Below are 24338 nucleotides of genomic sequence, written 5' to 3'. Positions count from 1 at the left end.
CTCCCCATGCACGTGGTCTTCGTGAGCCGGGTGATCGAGTGGCGTGGGCCCGCGCCCTACTACTTCGTGCCGGTGCCGGAGGAGGAGTCCGCGGACGTGCGGCAGGTGGCCGCGATGGCCACGTACGGCTGGGGCGTCGTCCCGGTCGAGGCCCGTATGGGGGAAGTCGCCTTCGAGACGTCGCTGTTCCCGAGGGACGGGGGCTACCTGCTGCCGGTCAAGAACGCCGTGCGGACGCCGCTGGGGCTGGCTGCGGGGGACGAGGTCACGGTGGAGATGACCGTCCGCCTGCCGGGTTGACGGTCGGTACGTTCCGGTTGAAGGGTGCGTGGAGCCCGCCGACCGCTGCCGCCGGTGGCCCGCAGCCGGGAGGCGGCGGTACGAGCGCCGGCGCCGGGGGATCTCCGGACACCGGGCCTGTCAGGGCCTTCCTGACCGTGACCTCCTGTGTACACGGCAGACTGCCTGTGGCATCACCAGGCCCGTGAGCGGGCGAGTGGTGTGAAGGGGAGCCCCAACGACTTCGTCGACACCTCCGCGTCCTCGAGGGCGACGGGATACGACCGGTGTGACTGTGGACGGCGCGGAGCGCCCTGACACCGTCCCGTGCGTTGGACCGGGGCGCACAGGAAGCGGACTTGTGGGTCCGGTGGAACGTGTTGATCAACCCGCCCTCCCGGACACCGCACTTCGCCGGCTGGCCGGTCCGTAGGCGGAAACGGCCGGCACGGCAGCCGGTGCCTGCCTGCTGCCTGGCCCTCAGGGCCTGCGCGCCGGTGGCGGGCCGCGCCGGCCTCGGCTCGGTACGCACCACGGACCCCGGCCCCCTCCCCGAGGGCGGGTTCCCCGCTCCATGGCTGGATGCCACAGGCGGGAGAGGCATGGCGGGAAGAGGGCCCCTCCTCGTAAAAGCAACTGGCTTGCCTTAAGGCGCGGTTGGGTCCTATGGTCTCCTAACGCGAATTATTAGCGTTTGTTGGTACGGGCGGCCCCGCCCTCCAGCCCCGAGCAGAGGGAAACCCATGTCCTCCGCTGAACTCACCCCGCCGGAAGCGGCCCGCTGGGCAGCCCGCGCCGGGCTCCCACTCCCTGCCGACCGTCATGCCGCGGTCGCAGCCACCGCCCGCCACATCCACTCCGTCGTCGCGATCCTGCGAGAGCTGGACTTCGGGGACACCCCGCCCGCTCCCTCCTACCGCGCGGAACAGGAGATGCCCGATGCAGCCGTATGAGCTGTCGCTGAGCGCAGCCGCCAACGCGATCAGGGCCCGGCAGCTGTCCCCCGTCGAGCTGGCGGACTCGGTCCTGGAGCGCCTGGAACAGGTCGAGCCCCGCCTTAACGCCTACGCCACCATCACCGCCGAGCACGCCCGCCGGGCCGCGAGCGAAGCCGCGACCGACATCGCCGCCGGCCGCCACCGCGGCCCCCTGCACGGCATCCCGATGGGGCTCAAGGACCTGATCGACGTCGCCGACACGGCTACATCGGCCGGCTCCCGCGTGCGGGCCGGCCACCGGGCACCGGCGAACAGCGCCGTCGCCTCACGTCTGTCGGCGGCCGGAGCCGTCCTGGTCGGCAAGACCCACACCCACGAGTTCGCCTACGGCCTGACCACGCCGCAGACCCACAACGCCTGGGACACCGGCCGGGTCGCCGGCGGCTCCAGCGGCGGCTCCGCCGTGGCAGTCGCCGCGGGCACCGCCACCTTCGCACTGGGCACCGACACCGGCGGATCCATCCGGGTGCCCGCCGCACTGAACGGAGTGGTCGGCCTCAAGCCCACCTACGGCCTCGTTTCCCGCCACGGCGTCACGTCCCTGTCCTGGTCCCTGGATCACGTCGGCCCGATCACCCGGACCGTCGAGGACGCTGCCCTGGTCCTGGCGGCCCTGGCCGGATACGACCCGCGCGACCCCGCGTCCCTCACCACTCCGGCCGCGGACTACCGGCTCGGCGCCGACGCGGACCTGACCGGCCTGCGCGTGGGGGTCCCCCGCACCTATTACCACGAGCACGTCGATGCGCAGGTGGAGGCCGCCGTACGGCGGGCCACCGAGCAGCTCCGGGCCCTCGGCGCGCGCCTCGTCGAGGTCGAGATCCCGATGGCCCGCTACATCCAGGCCACCCAATGGGGCCTGATGGTGCCCGAGGCCACCGCTTACCATGAGCGGACCCTGCGCACGGTCCCCGAGCTCTACCAGGCAGACGTACGCGTCCTCCTGGAGGCCGGCGAGTCGCTGCCCGCAGGGGACTACCTGCGCGCCCAGCGCGCCCGCACCCTCATGCGGCAGGAGTGGGCGCGCATGCTGCACGAGGTCGACCTGATCGCCGCCCCCACCGTCCCGGCCACCGCGGTCGCCGCCGGCCAGGAGACCATCACCTGGGCCGACGGCACTGTCGAGGGCGTCTCCGACGCATACGTACGCCTCTCTTCGCCGGCCAACATCACCGGGGTGCCGTCCCTGTCCCTCCCCGTCGGTCACGACGAGGCAGGTCTGCCGATCGGTATGCAGCTCCTCGGGCGACCGCTCGGAGAAGACGTGCTCCTGCGCGTCGGCCATGCCTACGAACAGGCACAGCCCGCCCGTTCGCTCGCGCCCGCCGCATGAACGACCACGGGCACGGCCTGCGCAGGGTGACGGCTGCCACCCCTTGCCCGGTGTCCACACGGCCCGCGGGGTGCCGTGGCCGGGGCGGCAGCCCGTCGTTCAGCCGGGCCTGCCGCACGGCGCGGGGGGAAGGTGCCGTGCGGCCGAGCCCGTACCGGAAGCCGTTCGCTTCCGATGTTCCGCGTCTGACCCGGATCCGCGCCTTCAAACACGTCCGCCCGCGGTAGATGTGAAGGAGGGTCACGGAGTGCTGCTGTTACGGGCGTTCGGCCCGCTCGTCCCCGCTCGGCCCCCGAGGGTCGGGTCCGGTCGCGGCGGACACTCCGTCAGGCGGCCGCGGGGAGCCGGGCGCACCGGCGGCAGGCACGGGCCGAGGCGGCGATCTGCGCGTGGCAGGCGAGGGCCACCGCGCCGGCCAGGAGACACAGCGGCCAGGCGGCAGCGAGCAGCGCGGCGACGCCCAGGGTGAGCGCCCCGAGGGCCAGGGCCACCGCGGCCGTGGTGCCCGCCCAGCCGACCATGACCGGCAGCCGGTCGGAAACGCTCACCCGGCGGGCCGCCCGCCCGGTGGCGGCCAGGAACAGCACGGCCGCAAGGGCCGCGGCGGCCGCGGCGCCGCCCAGGTGCGCGAGCAGGACCTGGACCGGGACGGGCAGTCCCTGCGCCGGGGGAGCGGCCGCGGCGAGGGCGTACCAGCAGGACAGCAGCAGGGGGACGAGCAGGAGGATCCTGCGGGAGGTGCGGCGGGCCTGGGCGACGGTGAGTTCGCGCTGGAAATCCGGCGCCAGCTCGGCCACGCCGCCGAACTGGCGCACCGCCTCCCGCGCCGCGTCCTCGGAGGAGGGGTGCTCGGGGGCCAGGTCCGCGGCCGCGTCGAGGAGTCCCGCGCGCAGCTCGTCCAGCATCCGCGCCTTGTCCCGGTCCGCGCCGCGCAGGACGGCGGCGAGTGCCGAGACGTGCCGTTCGACGGGGTCGGCGGGGTCGGCGGGGTCCGCGCCGTGCGGAGGCGTCGCCCCCGAGCGGCCTCGCGCGCTCATGTCGCCGTCCGCGGCCGTACCGGTTCCAGCACCGAGCCGATGGCCGCGGTGAACTCGCGCCACACCTTCCGCTCGGTGTCCAGGCTGCGCCGGCCGGCGTCGGTCAGTTCGTAGCAGCGCCGACGGCGCTCGCCGACGGACTCCCAGGTGCTGTCGAGCAGACCGAGCCGCTCCAGCCGGTTCAGCGCGGGGTAGATGGTGCCCTTGCGCAGCTCCAGGACGCCGTTGCTGCGCTCCTGGACCGCGGTGATCACGGCGTAGCCGTGCAGGGGGCCCGATTCGAGGACGGACAGCAGCAGTCCGTCCAGGTGTCCGCGTACCTCGCTGGCCTTCATGGTCAGGCAGCCTACCCAAAGCGCCGGACCGTCGTATAGGTTGCCAACCAATCCATTGGCAGTCGATCCATGAAGAGGCGGGGACCCCGGTGACCAAGTTCCTCCTGTCCGTCCACGTGCTGGCGGCGATCCTGGCGGTCGGGCCGATCGCCGTCGCGGCCTCGATGTTCCCGCGCCACACCCGCCGCCCCGCCGAGGAGGGGGAGGGGCGGCAGACGGCCGCGGTGCTGCACCGGATCTGCCGCGCCTACACGGTCCTGGGCATCGCGGTCCCGGTCTTCGGCGTCGCGACCGGCGCCCGGCTCGGTGTCCTCACCGACGCCTGGCTGCTCGCCTCGATCGTGCTCACCGCCGCCGCGGCGGCCCTGCTGGTCGTGGTGATCCTGCCCCGGCAGCAGCGGCTGCTCGGCGCCCCGGACCGGGCGGCGTCCGCCCGGCTCGCCATGAGCACGGGCGTGTTCAACCTGCTCTGGGCGATCGTCGTCGTGCTGATGATCGTCCGGCCCGGCTCCACCACGGGAGCCTGAGCCGGATGCGCCTCCTGCGGACCGCGGCCCACGTCGAAGCCGCCTCGCTGGGCCTGCTCCTGGCGAACCTCCTCACCGTCCACGCCGAAGCCGTCGCCTCCCTGGGCGGCCCCGTGCACGGCACCGCGTACCTGGTCGTCGTCCTGGCCGTCCGGCGGACGACCGCCGGAGGGACGGCGAGGGCGCAGGCCTGGATCCCCGGCATCGGCGGCCTCCTGGCCCTCCGGAGCCTGTGCCGCCGGCCGGCGGAACTCCTGCTCCCGCCGACCTGACCGGGGGCGTGGCGGTGGTGGCCGTGGTGACGGCGGGGACGGCCCTGCCCGGGCCGTGGTGGCTGTGGTGCGGCTGTTGCGGTCAGCGCGGTCAGCGCGGTCAGCGCGGGAGCGGCGGCCCGGCGGGTCAGCGGGCGGCGGCCGACCGGTCGAGGTCGTGCGGCAGCCGTGCGAGGGTGACCGTCCGCAGCAGCCACTCCACCGGCCCGTACCGGTGGCGGGCCATGAGCCGCGCACTGAGCACGAGTTGGCCGGCGTACAGCAGGAGCGCGCCGATCGTGACGGCGAGCGGGTCGAGGCGGTCGTACAGCGCCAGGCCGTACCCGGTGAAGACGAGGGCCAGGACCGCGGACTGGCTGAGGTAGTTCGTCAGGGCCATCCGGCCGGCGGGGGCGAGGACCGCCGCGACGCGCGGGCCGCGGGCGGACCGCAGGAGCAGGAGCATTCCGCATACGTACGCGGCCGTCAGGGCGGGGGCGGTGACCGTTCCCACCATCGTCCCGAACACCGGCCACCGGGGACCGAACGCGCCGCCGACCGACAGGGCCATGAAGACGTTCCCCGGCAGACCCGCGAGGACACCGAGCAGGACCACGCGGCGCAGCCGCGCGCTGGAGACCTGCCCGTCCGCGAGCAGACGCCGCTTGCCGCAGTGCAGTCCGACCAGGAAGGCCGCCACCACGAAACCGCCCAGCAGCAGTGCGGCCAGCAACTGCTCCGGCATCTGCGCGACGTTGGTCCGCACGACGGACGCCGCGTCGCCGCGGTAGCCGTCGACCAGCGCGGGGGCCCCCTGCGCGAGTTCGGCGTCCGCCTCGGCCGTCTCCGCGGCCGGCACGAGCAGGGTTCCCGCCCCGAGGAGGAGGAACGCCGCGCCGAGGAGGCCGTACACGATCCCGGCGGCGCGGAGCGCCGCTCGGGGCGAACAGCCGCGCGCGGCGACGAGGATCAGCCCGAGCAGCGCGTAGCTCACGAGGATGTCGCCGGTGTAGAGGAACACGGCGTGCAGGACCCCCAGCACGAGCAGCCCCAGCGAGCGGCGCAGCAGGCGCGGGACGGGCCGCGCCCCGGCGCGCTCGGCGGAGGCGACCTGGAGGGTGAGGCTGTAGCCGAAGAGGAACGAGAACATCAGGAAGAACTTGCCGGCGGCGAAGGTCTGCACGAGGCCTTCGACGCTCCGGTCGAGGACGGAGGAGTCCGGGTCGGGGATGGTCCCCAGGCCGTACGGGCCGGCCATCATGTGGGCGTTGACCAGCAGGATGCCGAGCAGCGCGAATCCGCGCAGGGCGTCGACCGCCTGTATCCGCCCGGGCTGTTCGCTCCGGCTGCGTGCCGCTGTGACGGGCACCGTTTCCCCCCAAGTGGTCGTGGTCGTGGTCGTGGCTGTCGCCGTGGTCGCGGTGACGCACGGCTCTGCGCCGCTCTGCGTCGCGTGGTGTCGCGCCGCCAGGAGGAGCCAACCACAGTCGGCGCGTGGCGCCGTACCCGGGACGAAGCGGGACGAGGCCGGATCACACGTGACGGCGCCGGACGACACGTGACGACGTGGGGCGGCGGCGCGGGGCCCGGCCGCGGCCTACGGGCGCACGGTGACCCCCGATGGCGCCCCGGCCTCCGGCCCCGCGTCCGCCAGAGGCATCGGGTCCGCCGGAGGCGTCGGGTCCGGCCCGGGCCCGTGGCTCGCGCGGGCGGCGCGGAGCGCGGACGTGGCCGCCGCGGCCAGGCCGACCGCCGCGATGCCCGCACCGGACACGAGCAGCGCTCCGGCCGGGCTGAAGCCGGCCACCAGCGGCCCGCCCAGCGCCGTTCCCAGGGGCACCGCCAGCACGCGGACGGCGGAACTCGCCGCGAGGGCCTGCGGCAGCAGCGCGTCGGGCGTCGAGCGCTGGAACAGGGTGGTCGACAGCGACGAGTACGGCGGCCACAGCAGCCCCGCCACCCCGAAGCAGGCCACCGAGACGGCCGTCGGGGCGCCCAGCCCCAGGGGAAGCACCAGCGCGCCGAAAGCGACGACGATGCCCACCGTCGTGGGCCACAGCCGCCACCCGGCGAGGAAACCGGTGAGCGCCGACCCGAGCACCGCACCCACGCCGAACGCCGTGTAGAACGTCGCCAGCACCCCGGCGGAGGCACCCGGGCCGCCCGACACGTGCAGCGGGAGGGCCACGTACACCGGGCCGAAGAGGAAGAAGAACGCGAAGCTCAGCGCGAGCAGTCCGGACAGGGCGGGGATGCGCCGGATCACCGTGAGCCCGGCCGTCCGCGAAGCCGCGTCGCCCTCCGGCGCGGGGACCGCGTCCCCGGGCACGGCCACCAGGAAGGTGACGGCCAGGACGAGGAACGTCGCCGCGCCCACGGCCAGCACCGTCGCCGGCCCCCCGAACGCGATCAGCAGCGTGGCCAGCGGCGGCCCCGCCACCGTCGCGACCGCCCCCACCGCGGACAGCACGGCGTTGCCCGCCAGGTGGTCCGCCTGCGGCAGCACCCTGGCGATCAGGGTGTAGACGCCCGCCTGCCCCCAGGAATGCAGCACGGAGGACAGGGCGAGCAACGCGACGTATCCCTCGATGCCCAGCACCCCGAAGGCGTGCAGCACCGGTACGGACCCCAGCGCCACCACCCGCAGGGCCGCGTCCCAGCCCACCAGCCGGGTGGGCGGTCGGTGGCGCAGGAAACGCCCCAGCAGCAGGCCGCCCACCGCCCCGGGCAGGGTGTAGGCGGCTGCCGCCAGCGCCACCCATATCCCCGGGGTCGCGGCCGGCGCCAGGTCGATCGCCAGCCAGCTCACCGCCACCACGGCCATGCCGTCGCCGAGGGACGAGACGGCGAACCCCGGGAGGACGCGCCGCAGCGTCGGATGACCGATCACCCGCCGGTACGGCGCCGACCGCGGCGCACCCTTCGGATTCGGATTCGAGCCCACGGGCCCACCCCCACACATCGTCGGATCAGAGCCACGACCCTGCCCCGGACGGCGGCGGACGAGCGCGCATTCACCGCTCGGCTCAAAGCTCACGCCCAACGCGAACGGACCGTGCGGACGGGCAGTGGGGACGGGCAGTGGGGACGGGCTGTGGGGCAGTGCCGACCCGTATTCACCATTCACCCGGGCGGCCGACAGTGGCGGCGCGATTCGGGGGCAGACGCGGGGCACACTCCCTGCTCTCGCCCAGGATTGGACGCCGTGGAGACCACCTCTCACTCCAGCGCCGCACGCCCGGATGCCTGTTGGACCACCGTCGCCCGCCAGTACCTCCCCCACGAGCGGATGCCGCTGACCACTCCCGTCACCTTCTCCTACCGGCGCCGCGACCCGCTGTGCATCCGTGCCGTCTTCCACTGCACCGGGGACAACGACGTCGTCTGGGACCTCGGCCGGGACATGCTCGCCGGAGCGACCCGCACCCTCTCCGGCGGCAGCGACGTCCTCGCCTGGCCCGAGGCCTCGGGCGACCGGCTGTGGCTGCGCCTGGGTCCCCCCGATGCGGACCAGGCGCTGCTCAGCATCGACCGGATCCTGCTGACCGCCTGGATCGAGACCACGTACCTCCTCGTCCCGCCGGGCACGGAGGAGGCCCACCTCGACTGGACCCCCCTCCACCGCCTCCTCACCCCGCACGACTGACCGCCCGCCCCCGCGCCCCCGCGCCCCTGCTACCCAGGACCGGTTGGAGACGACACCGCTGCTTCCTCCGTCCGCGCGCCGTTCGGACCACATGGACACCAGCTCCGCCTGTTTGGGCGCGGGGCGAGTCCGGTCCGAGCCTGGCGATCCGTGTTCCGTGTCAAGGAGGCGCTCCGGGGGTCGAAGGGGCCGCTGCGCAGGGCCGCCCTCCCCGACGAGGAAGCGGAGGCAGGGGCAGGGGGCGCTTTGCCGGGTCGTGCCGTACGGGCGGGTGTTGGCGGCGGAGTGGGTGGGGGAGCAGCCGGTCCGGTCAGCTTCGGCGCATTTGCGATCTGATGATCGCGGGTGTACGGAGGAAGAGGGTCAAGTGTCCCGATTCCAGCCTTTTGGGGATGATCCCCATGCCCGACGCGGGGTGGGCCCTGCTCGGGGTGCTGATCCTGCTCGGAGTTCTCGGCGCGGCCTTCGCCTGGCGGATGGCCGTCAAAGAGCCGGAACGCGAACCGAGGACCGAAGTCCTCGCCGGCATCGGTGGCGGGCTGATCACCGGGATAGCCATCGGTGTGTCGGCCCTGTTCCTGGAACAGGCCCTGGAGGAGTCCCAGCGGTACGCGACATGGCGCGCCAACGTGGAAATCGCCGCGAGCATACCGGGGTTCTCTCCGGGCGACCGGGACATCGAGGGCATCAACTTCAGCGGCACATCCCTCCACAACGCCGACCTCCGAGGAGTCGACCTGTGCCACGCCCAGCTCCGGGACACCGACTTCACCGGGGCGGACCTGAGTGGAGCCCAGCTCCAGGGGGCGAATCTGACGGGGCCAACTTCTACGAGGCCAATCTGACGGACGCCCGCCTCGACGGGGCGGAACCGCAGAGCGTCAACCTCACCCGCGCCGTGGTCAACGCCGAAGGCACCACCTTCCACGGGGCGTCCGTCGACGCCCACACGTGCCGGCCCGACGGGGTCGTCCAGGAGAAGGTCGATTCGGTGACCGTCACCAACGACGGCCAGTGGTTGGGGGGAAGCGCAGGAGCGAAGCCAGTGAGGTGACCGCCGCGGACGACCGGGACGCGGCACGCCGCAAGCGGGTGCGGCGCAGTGTCGTCGGGGGAGGGGTGGCGGGAGCCGCAGGGGCCCAGCCGCCTGAGCCGTTCAAGGTGGACGACTACACGTCCTACTCCCCGACCACGACCACGCGTCGGCTCCAGCTGTGGGAATTCGACTACGTGCCGCAGTGGAGCCACCCGTGGAGGGACCTGAGCCTGACCCTGGACGGCCACGTCGTGGTCATCACCGGGCCGCAGGGCCCCGTCGGCCGCTTCGTCCTGGGCAGGAACGACGGGGCCACTGAGCTCATCCTGGCCGCGAACCGCCTCCGGGCCCGCGCCCCCGGCCACTCGCCCGTACCCGGGAGCCACGAGGACTGACGGCCCCGCCCCCGCCCCCGACCCGGATCCGCCTGCCGCACCACACCGATGGGCGCTGCGGAGATGGGGCGGGGTGCCGGGGTCCGTCGCGTCGCCGATCACGCAGGCGGAAGCGTGGGACATGGTCCTGGACCTCGGCACGGACGATGACGACGTCGTGCGGGTCGGGGCGTGTGCAGGTTGGTCCTTCGCCATCGAATACGGTCTGGGCGGCGGTGGGGGCGGCCGGCTGTCCGAGTTCTCCGTGAACGGTGTGGAGGTCGGCTGCTGCCGGAACTGATGGCTGCGGGTGTGCTGAGCCCGGACGGCCAGGACGCGCGACCGGAGTACGAGGACCACCGCGACCGGGACCGGCGTACGCTGGCGCTCATCGAGACCCGGTTCGGGCGGTTCCTCCCCCGCGACACAGTCGTGAGCGGACGCCTGCCCGCCTTCGTCATCCGGTGATCGGCAGCAGAACGAGCACCCAGCTCACGTACCCGCTCGGCAGCCCCCGGGGAGCCATAGCACTCTTCGGTCAGCACGCGTCTCGCCAGTGCGGGGCTCGGGGTCGAAGGCGTCGAAGGCCTGCACACTACGCTTCCGAAGGTGGCGATGAACACGCTCACGCCCGCGATGAACCAGGTCCGCTTCCTCGTCCCGCGCGGCGTGACCACCGCGCCGGTCCGCGGATCAGTGGTCGTGCGCGATCACCTGGCGACGAGCAGCGACCGCAGGCCGCGCTTGTGGAACGAGGGCCACCAGTCGGGTTCGCTCTGCCGTCCTGCCGGCTTCATGTGCGGGAAGCGGCGCAGGGCGCGCTCGACGGCGATCTCGGCTTCCAGGCGGGCGAGCGGGGCGCCCAGGCAGTAGTGGACGCCGTGCCCGAAGGCCAGGTGCGAGGCGGCGCGGGCGGGGTCGAAGGTGGACGGCTCCTCGAACTGCGCGGCGTCGCGGTGCGCCGAGATGATCGAGACCCACACCCTTCCGCCCTGCGGGATCGTGACCCCGGCGATGCTGAGGTCCGCCAGCGCGAAACGTCGTACGGCCAGCGGGAAAGGGGGGTCCGTGCGCAGGGTCTCCTCGACGACGCTCCGTACGGAGAGCACTCCCCGGCGTACCGCTTCCAGGTGCTCGGGGTGGTGGAGCAGGGCCATCAGGGTGTTGCCGATGAGGTGGACGGCGTTGTCGTAGCCGGCGAAGAGGATGAGGAACGAAACCGACACCAGCTCGGATTCGGTCAGGCTGTCGCGGTCGTCCCGGGCCTCGATCATGGCCGAGAGGAGGTCGTCGGTGGGCTCCGCACGCTTGGCCTGGATGACGTCGACGAGGTGGCGGTACATGCTGCGCATGGCGGTGCGGGAGTCGGTGGCGGATCCCGGCTCGAGGGAGAGCAGGGTGTTCGTCCACGCGCGGAAGTCCTGCCGTGAGGCCGTTGGGATTCCGAGGAGTTCGCAGATGACGTTCATCGGCAGCGGGTTGGCGAGGACCTCCATCAGGTCGACGGTGCCTTCGGCAGGGGCTGCGTCGAGGAGTTCGTCGACGAGGGTTTCGATGCGGGGACGCAGATCCTCCATGCGCCGGAGGGTGAAGGCCTTCGAGACCAGCCGCCGCAGCCGCGTGTGGTCGGGGGCGTCCATGTTGAGCAGGTGGGCGTCCAGCTCGGGTGGCATCGAGGAGCGGTAGGAGTCGCTGGTGCGGGCGTTCGCCTTGTTCAGGGACAGCCGTGTGTCGGCGAGGGCGGCGCGGGCTTCGGCGTAGCCGGTGACGACCCACACCGGCTCGCCCTCCGGAGTCGTCGTTCTGTGTACGGGACCCATGCCCCGGAGCTCGGCGTAGCGGCCGTGCGGGTCCGCGAGCAGGGAGGCGTCGAAGAGGGACTGGTTCATGAGAGGGCCGAATCGTCGAGATGGGGGAGCCGCGCGTCGGAGAGGACTGCTGCCGCCACGCCGACGTGCGGCACGCCTCTGCTCCATGGACGAGCGGGCCGACTTTGCGCGGCCTGTGGCCGTCGGCCGTGTCGCGGGGTCGAAGTGCCGGGGGAATCCCGCAGCCGGTCTCGCGGCGCAGTACGCGTCCCACGTGCCGACGTACACCTCCGACGGCACGAACCGCAGCGCCGGGCCCGCACCCGCGCGCCAGGGGCGCAGGACCGACTCCGGGACGAAGCCGAGGCGCCGCCGGTCCCGCCAGGCCGCCCGTTCAAGGAGCCGCATTGCGCGGAGCATTCGTTCACGATCCGCCCGCGCCCCCTCACACCGTTCGAACAGATCGACAGACTACGCGTTGCTGCTCATTCGTCAGGCCTGTTCATGCCACGCGCTAGTGAGGTGGGGAGCGGCGCGTCCGACCGCAGAAACGGACACGGCCGCGGTCACCAGGCGACGGACCCCGACCTCAGCAGCTCCACGTACGCGCGGACGCGCAGCAGGTCATCGGGGAAGCAGCTCTCCCAGCCCAGGTCCAGCCGCATCCAGGCGGCATGCTGCCCCTCCTCCGCGACCAGCGGCTGCTCCGGGTCGCCGATCGCGGCGTAGGAGAGGGACAGCGTCTCCGGCACACCCGGGCCGAACGACCGCACTGCCACCGCGGCAGGGTGCTTCGACAAGCCCGGTCGCAGGCCGGTTTCCTCGGCCAGCTCCCGTGCCGCGCCCTCACGCGGACACTCACCCGGTTCGACCCTGCCACCCGGTGGGACCAGCCCGCGCCACGGATGCCGCACCAGCACGATCTGCTCCAGGGCGGCGTCCAGCACCCACACCTCCGCGCCCAACGGCTCCACAGCGCCAACCAGCGCAGCACGCAACCAGGCCCTGGCCCGGTCGAACTCCAGCGTCGCGCTCCCGGCATCAGCGACGGCGGCATCAAGCGGACGTTGCTCGAACTCACTACGGATCATGGCGACAGGCCATGGACCGCCACCGACACCGCCGGCCCGCAACCAAGCCCGTCGCCGCGCCGGCCGCACACACGCGAGCGGTCGCGGCCCGTTACGACAGGTGGTCCCACGTCTTCCCAGGCACTGTCTCCACGGCGCCGTCTCGACAGCCGCCATCCGGACATGACTCAGGCACGGATCCGCGCAGCCGCCCTCAGTTGTCGAACCAGACCACCAGACGGACGTTCTCCGCCCCGTGCCGTTCGGCGAGCAGAGCCATTACCGCCCAGACGTCACCCCAGTCCTCGTCGTGCACCACGTCACGTCGGGTGCGGAGCACCTCGGAGACGGGCAAGTACTTGGCCGACTCCGTGCTGTTCCAGTCGGCCCCTTCGAGCTCGGCCCAACCGATCCACGAGGGGCTGTGCGCATCCGATTCCTCTGTGAAGGACCGCGTCGTGGCGCGTGAGGCATCCTGGGGAATACCGCGCCGCGCTGCGAGTGGCTCGAAGGACCGCCCGCGGACGCCGAACAGGCAGCCGAAGGCGGCATAGGACCGGCCGTCATAGACGTGGTCCAGAGCGATTGCCGGGTGCCAGCGGAGGATCGGCTCATCGTCATCGGGCTCGGACATGTCGATGAAGCGGTTCCTGACCTCTATGTATCCATGAATGTCTGTGCCCATGACGCCGAGCCTGGCAGGTGCGTCAGGCCGACGACCAGCGAATATCGCTGCTGAGGCCAGGGATCACCCGACGCTTGATCCGCCGGGCATCCCCGAGCGGTTCGCAGGCCGGAGCCGGCCGATGCAACGTTCGTCCGCGAGCCACTCATCGGCTTCGTGGTGGGCTATGAGTGCTGCCAGGCTCGCGCGGATCTCGGGTTGCAGCTGACCGAAGGCGGCACGAAGCGTGTGAAGGTCCTCGTCGCCGGCCAGCAGGGTCAGGAGCCGGAGGACGTTGCCGCTGTTGTCCCGGGGGATCTCCAAGAGGTCGACGACTGCCAGGGTGGCGCCCTTGACGAGGTCTCGGCCGGGAAAGCGTGACAGTGCGCCGTGGACAGCCTCGTGGGCACCGTGGTCGTCCTCGGCGCGGAGGGAGGCGATCAGGGCTCTGACCGCCGCGGGGCCTTCGGTTCCGTCGACCATGTCCGCCAGTTCGAGGAATCGCTCCAAGCGGGCCTGGGCCTCGGGCCCGTACTCGGATATGTCGCCGTCCTGGACGAACCTGCCGTTGAGGAGCAGGTCTCGCTGCCATGCGTCGAAGTCGCCGAACGGCATGAATGCTCCCCCTTGCAGCCGGCCGCCGGACCGGCGGCCGCTCCGACGCAGAACCCTACCGAGCGCTCACGCCGCGGCCTCGTGGCGGGGGCCGAACGGACCCCCATCCCCTCACCGCCCTGGTCCGACCTGCGGCGCCTGGCCGGAGCGGCTGTCAGAGGCCCCTGCGAAGATCACGGCCATGGATCTCCCCACCGCCCTCGCCGGGCTCGACACCCACCCCTGGTCCACCGTCGACCACGCCTACGGCTCCGCCGAAGACCTGCCCGGACTGTTGCGCGCCTTCGCCGAGGGCGGCGAGGACGCCGAGGAGGCGCTGGGGGAGCTGTACAGCTCGATCGTGCACCAGGGCACCGTGTACGCGGCCAGCGTCATTGCCGCCCCGTACCTCGCCCGCATCGCAGCCTCCGGCCGGCAGACCGCCGACGCGCTCCGGCTGCTCGGCTGCCTCGCCGAGAGCGAGGACGAGCACGACGTCGAGCCGGGCGCCGTCCGCGCCGCCGTGACCGCCCAGTTGCCGCTGCTCGTACCGCTGCTGGACGACGCGGACGCCGCCGTCCGGCAGGCAGCGGGCTGGACGGTCGGCCACACGAGGGACACCTCCACTGCCCTGCCTGCAGTCAGAGCCCGCATGGCCGCCGAGACCGAACCCGCCGTCCGAGCCGAACTCCTCACCGCATACAGCCGGATGGACCGCCCCGGCGCCATCGCCGAGTCCGCCGCCCTGCTCGGTCCGGACACGCCCGCGCCGCTCCGCCTGGCCGCCGTGTTCGCCGCCCTGGACCCCGAACAGCCGTGGCTCCCCGCACACCACGACGCCGTCCTCGGCCTGTTGCCCGCACGCGAGACGGCAGGGTCCGGCCACGCGGACGAGCATCGGGAACCCCTGAGCGCCGTCGTCGAGCACCTGCTCGGGCGGGACACCGACGCCGGCCGCGAGAGCGCCTTCGCACTGCTCGATGCCGCAGTGCGCGACGAGCGCCCCGCGGTGCGGGACGAGGCGCTGTGGGCGGCCGACCGTGCCTGCACCCTGTCCCGCAGCGCCCCGCCGCGGCTGATGCCCGCCCTCGCCCCGCTCGCCGCCGACCGGACGGCCGCCCGGCTGCTGGGCAAGATGGGCCCGGCCGCCGCCGAGGCCGCGCCGCTCCTGATCGAGCTCGCCGCGCAGCCGGACGACGAAGCGGCCGACCAGGCCCTGGCCACGCTCGTCCTGGTGGCGCCCGAGGCCGCCGCCCCGCTGCTGGCCCGGACCCTCGGCCGGCGCCCGTACGCCCTGCAGTGCGCCGCCGGGTCCCACGCCCCCGCCGGCGCGCCCTTCCCGTACGACCCGGAACTGCTCTCCGCGGTCCGTGCGCGCCTCGCCGCCAGGGCACTGGAGCGCCCTGAAACGAGGAAGGAATGCGGCTGCCCGGCAACCGCGGACCGCGACGACACCGCCGCGCTGGTCCACCTGCTGAGGCAATGGGGCCCGCAGGCCGTCGAGGCGCTGCCCGAACTCTGCGCCACCCTGCCCCGGTTCCACCACGCCGCCACCGCCATCACCGCCGTGGCCGCGCACCTCGGGCCGCAGCAGCGCGAGCAGGCCGCGACCGCCCTGCTGGCCGAGGCCGAGAGGCTCTTCGTGGCGCGGGCGCTGTACGAGCTGACCGGCGAGACCGGGCCGCTGTTCGCCGCGGCCGAGGCGGCGATCGCCACCGGTGGGCGCGGCCGTGCCGAGGGAGCCAACGCCGTGGCCGAACTCGGCCCGGCCGCCGCCCGTATCGCCCCGGTCCTCCGGGCAGCGCTCGGACACGCCCTCGACCAGGACACCACGGCGGACGTCGAAACCGAGCTCGCCCTGGCACTCGCCCTGTGGCGGATCACCGGCGAGGCGTCCGAGGTCGTACCGGTGCTGGCCTCGGTGTTCGACCGGAGCGACGGCCTGCAGTGGTTCCGGTGGACGACGGCCCGAGCCGCCCGGGAGACCGCCGCGCTGGGCCCGGCCGGGCGGCCACTGGCCGACCGGCTCCGTGCTCTCCTCGACGACCCGGCCCAAGCGCCGTCCGCCGCCCTCGGACTGCTCGCCGTCGCCGATCCCGCCGATCCCGCGGGCCTCGACCGCACCCGGCTCGCCGAGGCGGTGCTGCACTCGGCCGAGACCCGCGCCGACGTCAAGGGCGCCTGCGAAGCCCTGCGGGCGCTCGGGTGCGCCGCCCTGACGCCGGAACAGCGCGACCGACTGGCTGCGCTCGCCGGCGGGGACCGCCGTCTGGTGCTCTTCGGGCTCGACGACACGATGATCCACGAGGACGAACGACTGCGCGCCGCGTTGGTCTCCGTCCTCGACCGGGTCGAGTGAGGCCCGGCCCGGGTCGCACCCTCCGGGTTGGCACAGCGGCGAGACCCGATTCGTGTCGGCGGTGACGCACGTATGCCGGGACCGGGGCGGGCCGGCGCCCCGCACGCTACGTACGTCACCGGACGCGGGAGCCGGTCGCAACGGTTCGCTCCGGGGCCGGGGGGACCGCGCAGTCGACTGTGAGTCGGCCAGGTCTGCACCGATGTGGCACGACCCACTGACACTCCCGCCGGAGGGACACCACGAGCATCCCGCCGTTCGCGACGGGAGCAAGGGCACCGAGCGCCCCGCATCACGCCCCGACCACCGAAACCCTGGGACCGCCACCGCACCGCGGCCGAGCCTCCACAGCGCGGCCCCCGGAGCCCGGGCCCGGTGCGCCGCGATGTCATGGACGCCCCACGCCTGCAGATTGACCCCGGACCCGAGCAAGGACGCACAATGGGAGGTTCCTACGCCTACCCCGTACTGGAAACCAGCGACCCGGTCGAGGCCCTGGCCGCGGCCGGTCGGCTGATGGAGCTGGCCGTGTCCGGACCGGGGACCCTGCTCGCCGGAGAGGTACGGGTCCACACCGCCGAGTCCGCCAGGCGGATCGCGGGGCTCCTGCCCCTCGGCTCCGTTTTCCGATCCGGCGGGGACGACCGCCCCTTCTGGACCGCGCCGGAGGCCCTGCCACGGGACCTCGAAGCCGTGGAAGCGATGCTCCCGGCCACACGGGAGCTCCCGGAGGACGTCCCGGTGGGGACGTTCGAGGCGGCCCTGGTAACAGCGGCAGGGCCGGCGCCCGGCTGGCTCTACTGGGAGCTGCCCGGCTGGCCGGCCAGGCCCGGCAGGGAGGCCGAGGTCCAGTACTGCGGGGCGCAGCTGTGCCTCAACTCCCGTGATCTGCGCCTGGACCGACCGGCGACCGGACACATGCTGTACGTCTGTACGCGGCAGGGCGATCACGAGCGTGCCGGATGGCTCGCCTCCCGGGCCGGCCTGCGGCTCATCGGACCGGCGAGCCCGTCCCTCTGACCGGCCCGCGAACCGTGCGCCGACCCGGCGTCTACGCGGTGGGCAGGAAGTCGGCGACGAGGGCGGCGAACTCCTCGGGGTCGAGGATGCGGATGCCGAGCTCTTCGGCCTTGGCGCGCTTGGAGCCGGCCTTCTCGCCCGCGACGAGGAGTGTGGTCCGCTTCGACACCGACGACGACGCCTTCCCACCCGCCCGTTCGATCAGCTCGTTCATCTCGTTGCGCGACAGCGCGCCGAGAGGGCCGGTCATGGAGCCCGTCACCACGACGGCCTCTCCGGCCAGCGGCCCGCCCGCCACCTGCTCGTCCTCCGCCGCTTCGGCAGTCGGCTTCTGCGGCTCGGTGACCTGGATCCCGACCTTCTGGGCCTGGAGCTTGTCGAGAAGCGGGGCGAGCTCCGCGAGCTCGGCCGCGACGACGCGGGCCTTCTCGGTCCCGATGCCGTCGACCCCGGCCAGCGTGTCGGCGTCGGCGGCCCGGATTGCGGCCATCGACCCGAAGTGCGCGGCGATCCGGCGGGACATCGTGCGCCCGGTGCCGCGGACGCCCAGTGCGCAGAACACCCGGTTCAGGGCGGCGCCGCGGGCGGTCTCGATCGCGGCCAGGAGGTTGGCGGCGCTGGTCTCACCCATCCGCTCCAGCCCGAGGAGCTGCTCACGGGTCAGCGTGAACAGGTCGGCGATGTCCTTGACCAGCCCGGCTTCCACCAGCTGGATCGCGCGGGTGCCGCCGAGGCCTTCGATGTCGAGCTGGTCGCGTCCGGCGGCGTAGATCACCGAGGCCACGGCCTGGCAGCTGCGGCCGCGTACGCACCGCCACCGCTGCTCGGAGGCGTCGATCGCGTCACCGCAGCGCGGGCAGGCCTCGGGGAAGACGATCGGGCTCTCCGCACCGGTGCGCTGGTCGACCAAGGGGGCCTCGACCCGGGGGATCACGTCGCCGGCCCGGTAGACGAACACCTGGTCGCCGATCATCAGCCCGCGGCGGGTGATGTCGGCCGGGTTGTGGAGCGTGGCGTAGGTGACCGTCACCCCGTCGATGACCACGGGCTCCAGGACGGCGCGCGGGGCGATGATCCCGGTCCGGCCGACGTTCCACTCCACCGCCACGAGGCGCGTCACCTTGTGCTCGGCGGCCAGCTTCCTGGCCACCGCCCACCGCGGGGCCCGCGAGCCGTTTCCGGCCTGCCGCTGGTCCTCGGCCGAGTCGGCCTTGACCACGACGCCGTCGATCCCGAACGGCAGCTCCCCGCGCAGGCCGGCGATCACGTCGATACGTTCCTGCACCTGCTCCACGGTCTCGCACCGCAGCGGGGCCGCGGCCGTGCTGGCGGCCGTGTTCGCGCCGAGCACGGCGAGCCGTTCCAGCAGGGCGGCGTGGCCGAGGTCGTCCAGGCCGACCGCGCTGTAGGCGAAGAAGGTCAGCTCGACCCGGTAGGGCCGGTCCTTGGCCCGCAGCGTGCCGGCCGCTCCGCTGCGCGGGTGCGCGAACGGGGTGGCCTCGTGGGCGAGGCGGATCCGGTTGGCCTCCTCGAACTGCGCCGTCGTCAGCAGCACCTCGCCGCGCAGCTCGACGTCGATCGGCTCGGTCAGGACCGGCGGCAGACCGAGGACGGCGTCCGCGGCGTGGGTGATGTCCTCGCCGGCCAGCCCGTCACCACGGGTGAGGACCTGCACGAGCCGCCCGGCCCGGTAGCGTGCGGCCACCGCCAGGCCGTCGAGCTTCGGCTCCACGCACCACCCGGCGACCGGGTGCCCCAGACGGCGTTCCAGCCCCGCGGCCCACTCGGCCAGCTCGTCGGCGTCGAAGACGTTGTCGAGGGAGAGCATCGGCACCGAATGCGGCACATCACCCTGAACGGCCCCGCCCGCCACCTTGCCCGTGGGCGACTCGGCGAGCACCTCGTCCGGGTGGGCTTCCTCGTAGGCCGCGATGGCACGCAGCAGCCCGTCGTACTCGTCGTCGCCGAGCGGGGTGGTCCCGTCGCCGTAGTACGCGGCCGAGGCCGCCACGGCGGTGGTCACGGCCTCGACGTAGGAGGCAGGGGAGAGCAGGGCACTGTTTTCGGTCATGAAGGTCATCATGCTGCCCACCACTGACAATGCCGTGATCACGCCGGTGTCGCGTCCGCTCCTGCGCCGAACTCTCCGGTCGATCTGCCGCCCCCCGGCGGCACCCCCGGGCCCCGGGCCGCAGACACTCCTGGTCAGCGGATGGCCCAGGCCTCGGCCGGCAGGCGGTGGTAGGCGTCGTCCAGCAGGTCGCCTGTGAGGAAGAGCGGACTGCTGAGCAAGCGGTCGCCGGCCCGCTGCACACACAGGACGACCCCGAGGGTGAGCGACCCCGCCTGCCCTCCCGGCATGGAGAACAATTCCGTGAAGGGTTCGCGTGCATCGGCACGCTCGCACAGCCACTGCTCCAGCTCCGAGGGCACCCGCGCCACCAGCGCGGTCCCCTCCACGACGATCTGCGGCCCTCGCAGGGCGTCGGCCGCGACCCCGCACAGGCCCTCTCCGGCAGCGAAGTAGAGACTCAGACCCGCCTCAAAGTGGGTGTGGCGCGCGATGCCGAGCCGGGGAACGTCCTGGTACTCGACCCCACGGGTCCAGCCGAGTGCGGACGACGCCTCGTCCGCACTCATGCCGAACCGCAACGGGCCCACGGCCACGAAGGGGTCGAGGACCCACCGCTGCCGCTCGCTGTCCGGCAGCACATCCCACATGCTCATGACGCGCAGCTTACGGCTGCCCCGGCCGGTGCTTCGTGGCCACGGCGCACGGGGTGGGGCACCTGGCGCTGGTCAGGAAAGGGCCGGCCCGGGGCGCGGTCGCCGAGTACGAACGTGGCCGGCCAGCTCTCGTGCAGGATCCGGGCCAGGAGCGGGTGCTCGGAGTCGAGGACCTCGCTGGGCCGGATCCCCCCGTCCGCCGTTTCCCGCTGCCCGCCGAGGAGGACGGGTGCCTGGAGCAGTTCCTCGCCCCACGGCTCGATGGCGTTGCCGAGCCGTCCCTCGAAGCGGTGTCCCTCCAAGGTGCCGTCGTGGACCCGGCGGGTGTAGTCCTCGATCACTTCGGCGGCCAGGCCCACCCAGGCCAGGTGGACCACGGTGCGGCCGTCGTCGAGGCGGATCGGCAGCCGGACCTTGAGGAAGTTGCCGACATCTCGGGCGACCATCACCGCGCCGGTGTCGACGGTCACCCGCTCCGCCTGCTCGGCCGGGGAGAGTTCGCCGATGAGGTGGGGCAGAAGGTGGGCGAAGCCTGGATGCTCCGGGTCCAGGGCGCCGCCGCAGTGGCAGCCGCCGCACCCACACCCGTCGGCCCCGTCGCCGTGAGCCCCCTGGCCGGCGTCTGCGGGCAGCAGCAGGGTGAAGGACCGGGCGACGGTGAAGACCGTCGGCTCCGGCAGGCCGAGCGCGGCCAGCGCGGCGGAGGCGGCCTCGTGGCGCTCGCCGTTGACCCGTACCTCAGCCTCCACGGCGCCCGGCGCACCGCCGTAGAAGACCCGAACGCCGTTGAACCAGGGCGATTCCAAGTCGGCCGTGAAGGAGTCGGCGATCTCGCGGAGTACGTCCGCCTCCACCAGCGCCTGCTGGAGCCGGGCGTTCTCCCGGTCGGCGAGCCCGTAGGCCAGCACGCCCGAGGTGATGGACTGCCATCCCGGCACACCGTGCTCGTCATCGGGGCCCCGGCGTTCGGCGAGTTCCTCATGCTCGTAGAGCAGCTCGAGCAGGCAGGCACCGGCGGAGCGGGCCCAGAGGCCGGCCGCGTCGCGTGCAGTGGTGACCACCACCACGCAGTCCACGAAGCAGGGCACGTCGGGCTGGATGCTCACGTCCGGGAAGGCGATCAGGTCGTAGTGCCGGTCGTCCCCGTGTCCCGGCGGTCCGACGGCGACCGCCCAACCGTGCGGGCTGAGTAGCGAGTTGCCCTTGAGTTCGGCGCCTGCCGTACAGCCGGGGGCGAGCTCCTCCAAGGCGTCGCGGACCAGCGAGAGGAAGTCGAGATCGGGCAGTCGGCCCGTGCGGTGCTCGGTGCGGCGCAGGCGGCGGCGTATCCAGGACATGCGGGGATCATACGGAGGAGGCGGCGCCGGTGATCCACCTGCGTCTCCGCACCGGCGTTGTGCGGCAGCGGCGGAGTGCCCGCTGCCGGAGAGCCTGCGGATCGGGCCGGGCAGGCGGTGCGAGGTGCTGACGGATGTACTTCCGGTGAGGCTTACGGCGCGCGGCTTACGGCGCCTGCACCTGCGCGGGTGCGTGCAGTGGGCAGCTGTGGAGGGCAGGCCGCCCTGGGCTAGGCGTTGAGCCACTCGCCCGGGATCAGCTCGCGCAACCGGTCGAGGTCCTCCACCTTCCGGCCGCGCGCCAGGATCGCCAGGCCGCGGTCGTCGCGCAGCAGCACGTCCGGGCCCAGGAACCACCGGATCCCGTTCCCCTCCTCCCCGATGGGATAGGCCGGAAAGTGCAACCGGGCGCAGTGCCGCTCCAGCAACTCGATGCTGTCGTCCTCGGAGTAGAGGAAGTCGCAGCACTTGCGGTCGGCCAGCACGGACTCGGAGAGCACGATCTCCACGAAGCAGAGGGACAGCTTTTCCAGCCACGCTTCCCACCGCTCGGCCGACTTGACCGCCAGGTCGGGCCGGACGAACACCGCGGGGTCGTCGTCGGTGAGCTCGTCGAGGAGGATGCCCCAGGACGCCGCGCCCTGGTTCTCGTCGCGGAAGACCAGGGCTTCCCCGGAGTCGTCCACGTAGAGCGCGGCCGGGGCGAGAAGCACGTCGTGGTTGCCGGTGAGATCCCGGCGGCGCCCGAAGAGCCGGTACGCCTCGCGCAGGGCCGCGGGCAGCCGGACGCCCAACCGTTCCTCCGCCGCGACCAGTTCCTCTTCCGGCCACCCGTCACCACTCTGCAGGGGCTCGGCCCAGTGGGCGGCGAACCCCTCGATGAAGCTCCACGCACCACTGCGGTCCTCCATGCCCCGGGCGAGCGACGCGGCCAGATCGAACTCCCGGCTCATGCCGTCATGTCGTACGCGTCGACGTCCAGGACGGCTCCCGTGGCGAGGAGGAACGAAATTCACCGACCTCTCGTCGGGCTCCACCCCCAGTACCGCCGTCATCTCCTGGGCGGACATGTGATTGCTGGACAGGGCGAAGTAGACGTATTGCTCCACGGGCATCCCGGGAACCTATCCGTCAGCGACCGCGCGCGGCACAGCGGGCGGCCGGCGGCCACGGCCATCCCCGTCGGCTCACTCCGCGGCGCCTGCGACGGCGGCGCCGAGACCGGCGGGCAGCCGGGCCACCGCGAGGGCGACGGCCTCCGGTGCCGTGGCGGCCTCGGCCAGGCAGTCGCCCTGCGGGTACTCCCGGACGCGGTACGGGCGGTCGCCGTACGCCGGGCTGATGGCCACCACCGGCGGGCAAGGGGTACCGGTACGGGCGGCGAAGCCCAGGGTCCAGTGGCTGGAGAAGGGGTACAGCTGCCGCAAGCGCGGTTCCGCGTGAGCCGCCTCCAGGAGCAGGCCGAACTCCCGGAACTCCGTCGCGGTGGCTGCCTGTTCCCGCATCAGGCGCCACTGCACGTCCACCACGGCGGCAGGGCCCCGCTCGTGTGCCGCGGCGAGCTCACCGAACTGCAGGAACGGCAACAGGGCGGTCAACTCCGCGAGGCGCTTCCCCGCTCCCCACGCCACACCCGCCCGCACGACGTCGTGGAGGTCCGGGGTCGCTCCCGTGACGAGCTCGACGCCTTCGCTCCAGCCGGCGACGTCGAACCATCGCCGTGAGGGTCTGACCCTCACGGACAGCGGTTTCCGCCCGGGATGCGAGGCGACGATCCCGGCCGACATCGCCGGCCCCCAGTCACCCGGCACCACCGCGATCTCGACGCCGAGATCCGCCGCGGCCAGCTCCAGGGCCGAGAGGAGGCCGCCCATGGCGTCCAGGTCGGGGTACGGGTCAGGCTGCGGGCCGGAGTCGGAATGCATCCTCCCAGTGTGCCGTCCCGCGAGCACGCCCCTGAACGGGGGCAGGGCCCGGGGAACTCCGGCCCGACGTCCACGTCCACGGCGCGGCCGCGGGTAGGACCCGAAAATATCCCCTCCCACCTGCGGCGGGCTGGCACGTAGCCTGAGCCCCATGCCCCGTCGTACCCCTCCCCGCCCGCTGGACGTGGAGCAGCTGTTTCCCGAGGTCGCCCCGCTCCGCAGGCGGACGGTGCGGCTGCATCCGCGCGCCGGTGCTCCGACGGTCCGGGACAGTTCGGTGGGCGGTCCGCTGCTCTGGCCGGCCGAGGAGGAGTGGCCCGTGTGTCCGGAGCACCACCGGTCTCCGATGGTGCCGGTCGTGCAGGTGCACGCGGCCGACGCCCTGGGGCTCGTACCGTTCCCGGCCGGCTGTGATCTGCTGCAGGTGCTGTGGTGCCCGCGGCGTCACGACGGCTGCTGGGTGCTTCCCGAGGTGCGCTGGCGGGACGCGGCGGCCGTCGGTGCCGTCCGCGAGGCACCGGTGGTGGATGGCGAGGTCCCGTCCGGAAGGATCCCGAGGCCGTGCGTCGTCCACCCGGAACTGGTCGACGAGTACCCGAGCTGGGATCTGCCCGAGGAGTTGTGGGATCGGCTGGAGCTGCGGTTCGAGCAGGTGGAAGCGGCGACGGGCTGGGACTACCAGCGACACCTGGCCACCGCGCCCGGGACCAAGCTGGGCGGGTACCCCGGCTGGTGCCAGGATCCGCAGTGGCCGGACTGTGCCGGGTGCGGGGAGCGGATGGAGCACCTGCTGACGGTGGAGAGCGCTGGGAGGCGGACGCCGTGTCCCGGCTGACGTGGACTCCCGTGGAGGACCAGGGGGTCCGGTACGAGGACGCCGGTCTCATGCTCGGTGACGCGGGAGGGGTCTACCTCTTCGAGTGTCGACGCTGCCCGGGCCGCCCGGTACGGGACCGCTTCGACTGTTCCTGAGCGCCGCGTGCTGCTTCCGCCTGCCGGGCGGCGGGTGAATCCGCCG

Annotated in this window: 28 protein-coding genes; 15 read left to right on the top strand and 13 right to left on the bottom strand. The window is 73.1% G+C overall.

Annotated features, from left to right (window positions below; translation table 11 throughout):
- Nucleotides 1-6: 6 nt before the first annotated feature.
- The 3 genes from ACPU2J_RS01410 (at nucleotide 7) to ACPU2J_RS01400 (ending at nucleotide 2610) form a co-directional block, all read left to right on the top strand.
- Nucleotides 7-300, top strand: a complete 294-nt coding sequence (locus tag ACPU2J_RS01410; protein WP_361600298.1) for a DUF1905 domain-containing protein — start codon at nucleotides 7-9, stop codon at nucleotides 298-300.
- Nucleotides 301-1022: 722 nt separating this feature from the next.
- Entirely contained in the window at nucleotides 1023-1232 is a 210-nt protein-coding gene (locus ACPU2J_RS01405) for a hypothetical protein (protein WP_420082106.1), read from the top strand.
- On the top strand, nucleotides 1219-2610 hold the full coding sequence (locus ACPU2J_RS01400; protein ID WP_423832520.1) for an amidase: 1392 nt from the start codon (nucleotides 1219-1221) through the stop codon (nucleotides 2608-2610). Before ACPU2J_RS01405 ends, ACPU2J_RS01400 begins: the two co-directional genes overlap by 14 nt.
- Nucleotides 2611-2936: 326 nt before the next feature.
- Here ACPU2J_RS01400 and ACPU2J_RS01395 read toward each other — a convergent pair whose 3' ends face one another.
- Both ACPU2J_RS01395 and ACPU2J_RS01390 read right to left on the bottom strand, forming a co-directional pair.
- Nucleotides 2937-3647, bottom strand: coding sequence for a permease prefix domain 1-containing protein (locus tag ACPU2J_RS01395; protein WP_423832519.1), 711 nt, complete (start codon nucleotides 3645-3647; stop codon nucleotides 2937-2939).
- Nucleotides 3644-3982, bottom strand: a complete 339-nt coding sequence (locus ACPU2J_RS01390) for a helix-turn-helix transcriptional regulator (RefSeq protein WP_361600322.1) — start codon at nucleotides 3980-3982, stop codon at nucleotides 3644-3646. The genes ACPU2J_RS01395 and ACPU2J_RS01390 overlap by 4 nt, the downstream gene beginning before the upstream one ends.
- Nucleotides 3983-4071: 89 nt before the next feature.
- Between ACPU2J_RS01390 and ACPU2J_RS01385 the strand changes: the two genes are divergently transcribed.
- Nucleotides 4072-4509, top strand: a complete 438-nt coding sequence (locus ACPU2J_RS01385) for a hypothetical protein (RefSeq protein WP_420082109.1) — start codon at nucleotides 4072-4074, stop codon at nucleotides 4507-4509.
- A gap of 5 nt (nucleotides 4510-4514) precedes the next feature.
- A complete protein-coding gene (locus tag ACPU2J_RS01380) occupies nucleotides 4515-4781 on the top strand; it encodes a DUF3817 domain-containing protein (protein ID WP_423832518.1) in 267 nt (88 codons plus the stop codon).
- A 127-nt stretch (nucleotides 4782-4908) separates the two neighbouring features.
- On the opposite strand, the gene ACPU2J_RS01375 is transcribed toward ACPU2J_RS01380, so the two are convergent.
- Complete coding sequence (locus ACPU2J_RS01375) at nucleotides 4909-6129, bottom strand: DUF418 domain-containing protein (protein WP_420082111.1); 1221 nt, start codon at nucleotides 6127-6129, stop codon at nucleotides 4909-4911.
- Between the two features lie 228 nt (nucleotides 6130-6357).
- Complete coding sequence (locus tag ACPU2J_RS01370; protein ID WP_423832517.1) at nucleotides 6358-7650, bottom strand: MFS transporter; 1293 nt, start codon at nucleotides 7648-7650, stop codon at nucleotides 6358-6360.
- 315 nt (nucleotides 7651-7965) lie between these two features.
- On the opposite strand from ACPU2J_RS01370, the gene ACPU2J_RS01365 reads away from it, so the two are divergent.
- From ACPU2J_RS01365 to ACPU2J_RS01340, 6 genes are all read left to right on the top strand, one after another.
- A complete protein-coding gene (locus ACPU2J_RS01365) occupies nucleotides 7966-8406 on the top strand; it encodes an SsgA family sporulation/cell division regulator (RefSeq protein ID WP_420082113.1) in 441 nt (146 codons plus the stop codon).
- 392 nt (nucleotides 8407-8798) lie between these two features.
- Nucleotides 8799-9251: a pentapeptide repeat-containing protein gene (locus ACPU2J_RS01360; protein WP_423832516.1), complete on the top strand. Its 453-nt coding sequence runs from the start codon at nucleotides 8799-8801 to the stop codon at nucleotides 9249-9251.
- Complete coding sequence (locus ACPU2J_RS01355; RefSeq protein ID WP_423832515.1) at nucleotides 9146-9460, top strand: pentapeptide repeat-containing protein; 315 nt, start codon at nucleotides 9146-9148, stop codon at nucleotides 9458-9460. Before ACPU2J_RS01360 ends, ACPU2J_RS01355 begins: the two co-directional genes overlap by 106 nt.
- Complete coding sequence (locus ACPU2J_RS01350) at nucleotides 9457-9837, top strand: hypothetical protein (RefSeq protein WP_423832514.1); 381 nt, start codon at nucleotides 9457-9459, stop codon at nucleotides 9835-9837. The genes ACPU2J_RS01355 and ACPU2J_RS01350 overlap by 4 nt, the downstream gene beginning before the upstream one ends.
- A 73-nt stretch (nucleotides 9838-9910) precedes the next feature.
- Nucleotides 9911-10117 carry a hypothetical protein gene (locus tag ACPU2J_RS01345; protein ID WP_423832513.1) on the top strand — a complete coding sequence of 69 codons (207 nt, stop codon included), beginning with the start codon at nucleotides 9911-9913 and terminating at the stop codon, nucleotides 10115-10117.
- Nucleotides 10117-10284 (top strand): hypothetical protein, encoded by a 168-nt coding sequence (locus ACPU2J_RS01340; protein ID WP_420082117.1) that lies wholly within the window; start codon nucleotides 10117-10119, stop codon nucleotides 10282-10284. Before ACPU2J_RS01345 ends, ACPU2J_RS01340 begins: the two co-directional genes overlap by 1 nt.
- 242 nt (nucleotides 10285-10526) lie before the next feature.
- Here the strand turns inward: ACPU2J_RS01340 and ACPU2J_RS01335 are convergent, their stop codons facing one another.
- The 4 genes from ACPU2J_RS01335 to ACPU2J_RS01320 all read right to left on the bottom strand — a co-directional run bounded on the left by ACPU2J_RS01335 (nucleotide 10527) and on the right by ACPU2J_RS01320 (nucleotide 13973).
- On the bottom strand, nucleotides 10527-11705 hold the full coding sequence (locus ACPU2J_RS01335; RefSeq protein ID WP_423832512.1) for a cytochrome P450 family protein: 1179 nt from the start codon (nucleotides 11703-11705) through the stop codon (nucleotides 10527-10529).
- Between the two features lie 485 nt (nucleotides 11706-12190).
- Entirely contained in the window at nucleotides 12191-12598 is a 408-nt protein-coding gene (locus ACPU2J_RS01330) for an NUDIX hydrolase (RefSeq protein WP_423832511.1), read from the bottom strand.
- Between the two features lie 310 nt (nucleotides 12599-12908).
- On the bottom strand, nucleotides 12909-13379 hold the full coding sequence (locus tag ACPU2J_RS01325) for a hypothetical protein (protein WP_423832510.1): 471 nt from the start codon (nucleotides 13377-13379) through the stop codon (nucleotides 12909-12911).
- Nucleotides 13380-13442: 63 nt separating this feature from the next.
- Nucleotides 13443-13973, bottom strand: coding sequence for a hypothetical protein (locus ACPU2J_RS01320; RefSeq protein WP_423832509.1), 531 nt, complete (start codon nucleotides 13971-13973; stop codon nucleotides 13443-13445).
- Between the two features lie 181 nt (nucleotides 13974-14154).
- Here ACPU2J_RS01320 and ACPU2J_RS01315 point away from each other — a divergent pair, with 181 nt between their 5' ends.
- Nucleotides 14155-16311 (top strand): hypothetical protein, encoded by a 2157-nt coding sequence (locus ACPU2J_RS01315; protein ID WP_423832508.1) that lies wholly within the window; start codon nucleotides 14155-14157, stop codon nucleotides 16309-16311.
- A 441-nt stretch (nucleotides 16312-16752) separates the two neighbouring features.
- Nucleotides 16753-17331 carry a hypothetical protein gene (locus ACPU2J_RS01310; protein WP_423832507.1) on the top strand — a complete coding sequence of 193 codons (579 nt, stop codon included), beginning with the start codon at nucleotides 16753-16755 and terminating at the stop codon, nucleotides 17329-17331.
- Between the two features lie 31 nt (nucleotides 17332-17362).
- Here the strand turns inward: ACPU2J_RS01310 and ligA are convergent, their stop codons facing one another.
- From ligA to ACPU2J_RS01285, 5 genes are all read right to left on the bottom strand, one after another.
- Nucleotides 17363-19411 carry an NAD-dependent DNA ligase LigA gene (ligA, locus tag ACPU2J_RS01305; RefSeq protein WP_420082523.1) on the bottom strand — a complete coding sequence of 683 codons (2049 nt, stop codon included), beginning with the start codon at nucleotides 19409-19411 and terminating at the stop codon, nucleotides 17363-17365.
- A 125-nt stretch (nucleotides 19412-19536) separates the two neighbouring features.
- The gene (locus tag ACPU2J_RS01300; RefSeq protein ID WP_420082124.1) at nucleotides 19537-20058 is read right to left on the bottom strand and encodes a hypothetical protein; all 522 of its coding nucleotides are present in this window, start codon (nucleotides 20056-20058) and stop codon (nucleotides 19537-19539) included.
- The gene (locus tag ACPU2J_RS01295; protein ID WP_423832506.1) at nucleotides 20055-21395 is read right to left on the bottom strand and encodes a DUF6348 family protein; all 1341 of its coding nucleotides are present in this window, start codon (nucleotides 21393-21395) and stop codon (nucleotides 20055-20057) included. Before ACPU2J_RS01295 ends, ACPU2J_RS01300 begins: the two co-directional genes overlap by 4 nt.
- A 230-nt stretch (nucleotides 21396-21625) precedes the next feature.
- Nucleotides 21626-22348, bottom strand: coding sequence for an SMI1/KNR4 family protein (locus ACPU2J_RS01290; protein ID WP_423832505.1), 723 nt, complete (start codon nucleotides 22346-22348; stop codon nucleotides 21626-21628).
- Nucleotides 22349-22582: 234 nt separating this feature from the next.
- Nucleotides 22583-23320, bottom strand: coding sequence for a DUF6193 family natural product biosynthesis protein (locus tag ACPU2J_RS01285; RefSeq protein ID WP_423832504.1), 738 nt, complete (start codon nucleotides 23318-23320; stop codon nucleotides 22583-22585).
- Between the two features lie 151 nt (nucleotides 23321-23471).
- Here ACPU2J_RS01285 and ACPU2J_RS01280 point away from each other — a divergent pair, with 151 nt between their 5' ends.
- Together ACPU2J_RS01280 and ACPU2J_RS01275 are read left to right on the top strand one after the other, a co-directional pair.
- Nucleotides 23472-24155 (top strand): DUF1963 domain-containing protein, encoded by a 684-nt coding sequence (locus ACPU2J_RS01280; RefSeq protein ID WP_423832503.1) that lies wholly within the window; start codon nucleotides 23472-23474, stop codon nucleotides 24153-24155.
- The gene (locus tag ACPU2J_RS01275; protein ID WP_423832502.1) at nucleotides 24143-24292 is read left to right on the top strand and encodes a hypothetical protein; all 150 of its coding nucleotides are present in this window, start codon (nucleotides 24143-24145) and stop codon (nucleotides 24290-24292) included. Before ACPU2J_RS01280 ends, ACPU2J_RS01275 begins: the two co-directional genes overlap by 13 nt.
- Nucleotides 24293-24338 lie beyond the last annotated feature (46 nt).

Source organism: Streptomyces manipurensis, assembly GCF_049570255.1.
GTDB lineage: Bacteria > Actinomycetota > Actinomycetes > Streptomycetales > Streptomycetaceae > Streptomyces > Streptomyces manipurensis.
This window is presented reverse-complemented; position numbering and strand designations above follow the sequence as displayed.